The 5,947-nt window shown below is 67.4% G+C and carries 7 protein-coding genes and 1 pseudogene; 5 read left to right on the forward strand and 3 right to left on the reverse strand.

What is annotated here, in order from left to right:
• Positions 1-449: zeta toxin family protein (locus ACZ7GZ_RS41995; protein WP_471032992.1), on the reverse strand; the 449-nt coding region annotated here is incomplete at its 3' end.
• Between the two features lie 26 nt (positions 450-475).
• Here ACZ7GZ_RS41995 and ACZ7GZ_RS42000 point away from each other — a divergent pair.
• The 5 genes from ACZ7GZ_RS42000 to ACZ7GZ_RS42020 all read left to right on the forward strand — a co-directional run bounded on the left by ACZ7GZ_RS42000 (position 476) and on the right by ACZ7GZ_RS42020 (position 4,595).
• Positions 476-613 (forward strand): hypothetical protein, encoded by a 138-nt coding sequence (locus ACZ7GZ_RS42000; RefSeq protein ID WP_471032993.1) that lies wholly within the window; start codon positions 476-478, stop codon positions 611-613.
• Between the two features lie 192 nt (positions 614-805).
• A complete protein-coding gene (locus ACZ7GZ_RS42005; protein WP_471032995.1) occupies positions 806-1,078 on the forward strand; it encodes a hypothetical protein in 273 nt (90 codons plus the stop codon).
• Positions 1,079-1,668: 590 nt separating this feature from the next.
• Positions 1,669-2,946: a hypothetical protein gene (locus ACZ7GZ_RS42010; protein WP_471032997.1), complete on the forward strand. Its 1,278-nt coding sequence runs from the start codon at positions 1,669-1,671 to the stop codon at positions 2,944-2,946.
• A 12-nt stretch (positions 2,947-2,958) separates the two neighbouring features.
• Positions 2,959-4,401 carry a replicative DNA helicase gene (gene dnaB / locus ACZ7GZ_RS42015; protein ID WP_471033000.1) on the forward strand — a complete coding sequence of 481 codons (1,443 nt, stop codon included), beginning with the start codon at positions 2,959-2,961 and terminating at the stop codon, positions 4,399-4,401.
• 17 nt (positions 4,402-4,418) lie between these two features.
• Complete coding sequence (locus tag ACZ7GZ_RS42020) at positions 4,419-4,595, forward strand: helix-turn-helix domain-containing protein (protein ID WP_471033002.1); 177 nt, start codon at positions 4,419-4,421, stop codon at positions 4,593-4,595.
• Here ACZ7GZ_RS42020 and ACZ7GZ_RS42025 read toward each other — a convergent pair.
• Together ACZ7GZ_RS42025 and ACZ7GZ_RS42030 are read right to left on the reverse strand one after the other, a co-directional pair.
• Positions 4,570-5,010 (reverse strand): annotated as a pseudogene (locus ACZ7GZ_RS42025) (transposase family protein); the annotation flags it as partial. The gene ACZ7GZ_RS42020 and the pseudogene ACZ7GZ_RS42025 overlap by 26 nt on opposite strands.
• 21 nt (positions 5,011-5,031) lie before the next feature.
• Positions 5,032-5,947, reverse strand: a 916-nt coding sequence (locus ACZ7GZ_RS42030; RefSeq protein WP_471033005.1) for a transposase, incomplete at its 5' end; no start/stop codon positions are given.

Genomic DNA, 5,947 nt, shown 5'->3' on the forward strand with positions numbered 1-5,947 from the left:
GCTGCCCCGCGACCGTCTGACACCGGCCGACACACGGAAGAAGCACGCCCCGACACACCCTCAACACCAGCCACCCCCAACAACGTGACAATGCCATCCAGACTGTGTTCGCGGACGTATCCCTCGATGGCGGTCTGCCAGTAGCGGGTGTCCGGCCGGACCTTCGCGCCGGCGGTTCGGACGTCGGCGGCCAACGCCGCGGCGTAGTGGCGGTGGGCGCGCTTGTACAGGTCGCGGCCGATTCGTACGGCCCCGCCGCGCTGGTCGAGCGCGGCCTGGACCAGGTCGGCGACCTTGGTCTTCCCAGCTCCCGGCTGGCCACCGACGATCACCACGACCGGGCGGTCCTGGGGCACGGCGCTCTTGGTGGCCGCAGGCAGGAGCACGCGCTCCAGGACGTCCTGGCTCTCGCGAGCCGAGAGCACAGCGCCGACGTCCTGGTCTTCCACGGCGCCTCCAGCCTATCGGTTGGATCATGATGCACCGCCGTCTGGCCCGTGGCTACGAGACTCTCACCGCCAGCTCCGAAGCCATGATCCACATCGCTTCGGTCGACAACCTCACCCGGCGCATAACGGACGAGACCACCCCCACCTGGCGAGGAACGTACTAGGGCATCAAGGGCAATCTGCCTACTTCAAACGCCCTCTGAGGTGGCACAACGTCAGCTTTAAGCTGACTGGAGGGGATGCCCTTTGCGAAGGCGGCAAGTCCCCGTACGGTAGGCTCCAGCGTTTGCGTAAACACCGGGTTTACTAGATCGGGGTTGTGCGCTGTGGCCAATGGCTGCGAGAAGAGGGGGAGCGTGGAGCAGCATCCGGTGGAGGAGGTGACCCGCACGAGCATCGCCGCCATCCTGCGCGAGACCGGTGAGTCACTCACCGACGTCGGACGGGTTCTTCAGCGCTCCAAGATGCTGATCTCCCGCCGCCAGCGTGGGGATCTCCCATGGAGGCTCAACGACCTCGGTCGGCTCGCCGACCATTGGCAGATTCCGCCGCACGCCCTGCTCTCCGGTCCCGATGATGCGCTCGCCGCATTGCGTGTCGAACGCCTCGTGGAGTTCCGTGCTTCCTAAGGGGCTCCCCGCTCAAGAGACCCTGCTGCCCGTTCTAGCGGCCGCCGCCACCGCCGCTTGAAAAGCAAGGGGCCCGGGACAATGTCCCGGGCCACCGCCCAGAAGGGGCTCGCGTCGCTCCTCGCCAAAGGTTGTCGCGAGTCCTTCCATAACAGCTGTGATGTGTGTGCTTGGAACCCCATCACCCCTGGCTCCGGCCAGGGGGCCGGTGCCGCTACACCCGATAGGTACCCGGGTGCTTTTCCGCTACTCTACGGGGGAGCGTCAAGTTGCGGGAGACAGCCCCGTAGCTTGACCGGGTGCACAGGTGCATATCGCAGCGGGAAAGGAAGCCCGTTGTACCGCCTGACCAGCACCAACGCCGTCAGGACCAGGCAGAACCGACTGCCTCATGTTCGGTTGAACACGTCTCGGACTGTCGTCCGAACGATGGGGACAAACTCCCTCTTCTTGACCAGCCTCACCGGCAGCGGGTTCCTGCATGTGCCCGCTGGATCTGCCGCCCTCGACTCTGCCAGGCCGCTACGTGGCGGTGCCAGACAGGCACTGCTGGAGACCGCCGGCTCAACCGTGGCAGCTGGGGGTGCGGCGTGACTCCGGAGGAGTTCAGCAGCGGCCGAATCAGCCGGGCATGGGAGCCGCCGGAGGAAGTGGTCGTTCCCCGCGGGCTCGCCTACTCACCGCAACTGCAGCCGGAGGACTACGGCGTACTCATCCGCCTTCTGCTGCGCGACCCGGACAAGCCCTCCAGCGTCAAGGCGCTCGCCGAGGAGTTCCAGGCGTCCGGCTGGAAGATGGGCGACAGCCGGCTGCGAGGCGTGATGCGCCGACTGCGCGCTGCCGGACACGTCCAGCGGTCCCGTGACGGCTATGACACCGAGGCGGGGCGTCCGAAGTGGGCGTTCGCCGTCTACCGGAACCCCCAGAACAACCCCGACTACCGCCAGGCGTCCTCGCAGCTCAGCGGGCCGCGTGGATTTTCAACGTATCGGCACTCGCACGAGGCGTCCGGTGCGTTGGATTGCAACGTCTATGCAGGTCAGGCCGATACGTTGGATTCCAACGCGTCTCGTTGTGCCCCCCCCACTCCCCCCCGTAGGGAGGAGGAGGATTCCTCCTCCCCAAACCCCTCAGCGGTCACGCAGGGCGCATCCACCACGGGTCCCTCGGCGGCAGCTGTCGCGGCCGCGGCGGAGTTCCTTGCCGAGTTGCCCGGCCAATGGGCCTGCGGCCGCAAGACCGCTGCGCGGCTGGCTCCGCTGCTCGCTGAGGTCGCTTCCGCTCAGGGGTGGGCGCTGGATGGTGAGCTCACCACGTACCTGACCCGGCGGACGCGCAAGGAGCCCCGGGCTGCGCTGCGCGAACGCATCGATGACCTCCCTCGTCATAAGGCCGTACGGTCCACGGTCCCCGCCCAGGGCCATCAGCTGGCGCTCGTGGCCGACGCCAGCACTGCGGCTGCACCAACGCCGGTCACAGCGGAGAGCAGCCCTGGCGTCGTGGCTCAGGCCCGTGCTCTCCTGCTGCGGCTGGATGGTCCGTGGGCATTGGGTCCTGAGTCCGCAGCCCGCCTTGCGCCCGTCCTGGCTGCGAAGGCTCTTGAGCGAGGCTGGGCGTTCGACGAGACGTTGCGCACTGAGCTGATGAAGAACCCTGGCGGCGTGCACAACTACGAGTTGATCTTGGAGACGCACCGCATCGGCCGTCTCCCGTATCGCATGAAGACCACTCCGGCGACCGGCCCGGACCATGGGCTGGCCTGGTGCGGCAAGTGCGAGGGGCCGGCGTACCGCTGGATCACTCCGCGCGAAGGTCTGCCGCGCAAGTGCCCTGACTGCAATCCGTCCGTGGTCCTGGCCACGGCCTGAGCCTGCACATCAGTGCGGGCCGCCCCTTGCCCGGGCGGCCCGCGTGATCTGCCACATCCCAGAGCGCAGGAATTCGGAGATCGAATGACCACCGTAGACAACCTTCCGGAGGTTGGCCACGACATCCCCTCCAGTCAGCACGTCCCGCCACACGACACGGAGGCGGAGTACTCCGTCCTCGGCGGCATGCTGCTCAGCCGTGACGCGATCGCTGACGTCATCGAGAGCCCGCTTAAGCCTCGGGACTACTACACGCCCACGCACGAGACCATTCACAGTGCGATCATCAAGCTGTACGGCGACGGCCAGCCCGCCGACCCCATCACGGTTGCCGCCGAGCTGACCAAGACCGGTGACATCACCCGGGTCGGCGGTGCCTCCTACCTCCACGCCCTGGTCCAGGCGGTACCCACCGCGGCGAACGCGCAGCACTATGCCGAGATCGTCCACTCACTGGCTGTGCGCCGACGCCTGTATGCCGCCGGCGGAAAGATCCAGGCGATGGCCCGGTCAGGAGAGGGGGAGCTGGCTTCGGTCGCTGACCAGGCCCAGGCGGAGATCTACGCCGCGACTGAGCTGTCGATCACCACCGATCCCCAGACACCGGGACAGGGCAGCCTGGCCACCACGATCGACGAGCTGGAACAGATCGGCCGCCGGGACAGCAAGCTCACGGGGGTGAGCACCGGCTTCCTGGACCTCGACTCCCTCACCGCCGGCCTGCAGCCCGGCCAGTTCATCGTGGTCGCTGCCAGGCCCGCGATGGGCAAGTCCACGCTCGCTCTGGACTTCGCCCGCGCCTGCTCCATCTGTGACTGCCTGCCGAGCGTGTTCTTCTCGCTGGAGATGAGCATCTCCGAGATCAACATGCGCATGCTGTCTGCGGAGGCTCGCGTCGCCCTGCACCACATGCGCAGCGGTACCCTCACCGAAGACGACTGGGACGCTATCAGGCGCAAGCAGCCCCAGATCTCGAACGCGCCTCTGTTCCTGGACGACTCGCCCGACCTGACCATGCTGCAGATCCGCTCCAAGTGCCGACGCCTGCAACAGCGCCACGGACTGAGCCTGGTGGTCGTGGACTACCTGCAGCTCATGGAGTCCGGGAAGCGGGCCGAGAGCCGCCAGGTCGAGGTCTCCCAGATCTCCCGCGGCCTGAAGATGCTGGCCAAGGAACTGAAGGTCCCCGTTATCGGCCTCTCACAGCTCAACCGCGGCCCCGAGCAGCGCGCCGAGAAGAAGCCGGTCCTATCCGATCTTCGGGAGTCGGGAGCCATCGAACAGGACGCCGACGTCGTCATCCTGCTCCACCGCGAGGACGCTTACGACAAGTTCTCCGCGCGCGCCGGTGAAGCCAACCTGATCGTCGCCAAGCACCGCAACGGCCCCACCGCCGACATCACCGTCGCCTTCCAGGGCCACTATTCCCGCTTCGTCGACATGGCCCACACCTGAGGGGGAGGGACAGCACCATGAGTGACTTCCAGGCGATCGACGAGCTCCTGGCCGCTGTTGCCGATCCGATCCCGCTGCCGCCCGCCGAAAGGCGACGCCAGTTGCGCGACGAGCTCGGCCTGTCGCGCGCCCAAGTGGCCCGCGCCCTCGGCGTGAGCGCCTCCACCCTCGGCGGGTGGGAGATGCCTGGATGATGCCGTGAGCACGGGCTGCGGTCAGGTCGTGGGTCCGTCCCGGCGTCGCTCGCGAAAACCACAGGGGTGTGCCGTCCGGACGCGTGATGACCTGGACGTTCATGCCGTGCTTCTTGTGTTTCTGCGAGTAATACGGCTCATCGGCCGCGATCCGGTCGGTGGGGATCAGCGTCCCATCGACGATGGCGAAGTCGCCTTCGCCCAGACCGACGAGGGTTCGTGCAGGCCCGGTGCCCACGCGGCCAGTACCTCCACGGTCTCGCCGACGTAGCGCCAGGCGGTCGCTTCCGACACGCCGAAACCGGCGGCCACCTGGGCGAGGGTCTCATTCTTCCGCAAGTGGGCCAGCGCCAGCAGGGCCTGATTGAAACATCCCAACTTCCGCCAGCGCGTGCGAAGTTCGCCTTCGGGCGTAGATGAGCCACGATGTCCTGCGTCAAGTTTGTGGCTCACTGATCAGTTGGGGGTGCAGGGTTGGGGTGCGGTAGATCTCGGTCGGGCGGTGGCCGGCGAGGGCTTCGTGGGGCCGGACGTTGTTGAAGACGTGCCGGTAGTGCTCCGCCTGGCGGGCCAGGGTGTCGAGGTCCTCGATCTCCAGGCGGTAGAGGTGTTCGTACTTCAGCGAGCCGAAGGCGCGTTCGCGGACTCCGTTCTGGCCGGGGCTCTTGGCGCGGGTGCGGATGTGCAGCAGCTCGGGTCTTGAGGTGATGAACCTCGCGAACGCGGCGCCCTTGAACGCGCTTCCGTTGTCGGTGACCAGCTTGATCCTGTGGATCTTGCCGGTTTCCTGATCGGTGGGCAGCAGCTCGGCCAGCGGGGCACCGCCCAGGCACTCGGCCCCGGCGATGGCGATGCGGACGGCCTCGATGGCGTCGGCTCCGGTGCACGACGGGGCGATGTGCCAGCCGTGCTCGTACTTGGTGAAGTAGTCGGTTACCCCGGCCAGGCGCCAGATGCCGCCGCCGGTGGTTTCATACTCGGAGAAGTCCAGCTGCCACACCTCGTTCGGCCGCGTTGGCGGCTCGGCGAAGGCGGCCTTGCGGGCCTTGGCGTGCTCACGGCGTTCGCCCTGGTAGTCGACGGGCTGGAGCAAGTCCCGTCGGCGCAGGGCCCCTTCGACGGACGAGGCCGATACGTCATGTCCGTCGGCCCGCATCAGCCAGTGGATCTTGCGGTGGCCCCAGGCCGGCCAGTCGGCCGCATACTTCGCCGCGAACGGCTCCACGGCGTCGACGACCGGCGCGGGCCACGGCCCCTTCACGGCCGGCAGACCCTGACGTTGCCTTGCCTGCCAGCGGCAGTAGCTGCGGCGCGGGATGCCGATCAGGGAACAGAACCTCGTGGTCGGCATC

Source organism: Streptomyces sp. NPDC037288 (assembly GCF_055603265.1).

Excerpts from the sequence above, each read along its gene's own strand:
- ACZ7GZ_RS42000 (WP_471032993.1), top strand. The coding sequence starts at position 476 with ATGATGCACCGCCGTCTGGCCCGTGGCTACGAGACTCTCACCGCCAGC.
- ACZ7GZ_RS42020 (WP_471033002.1), top strand. The coding sequence starts at position 4,419 with ATGAGTGACTTCCAGGCGATCGACGAGCTCCTGGCCGCTGTTGCCGAT.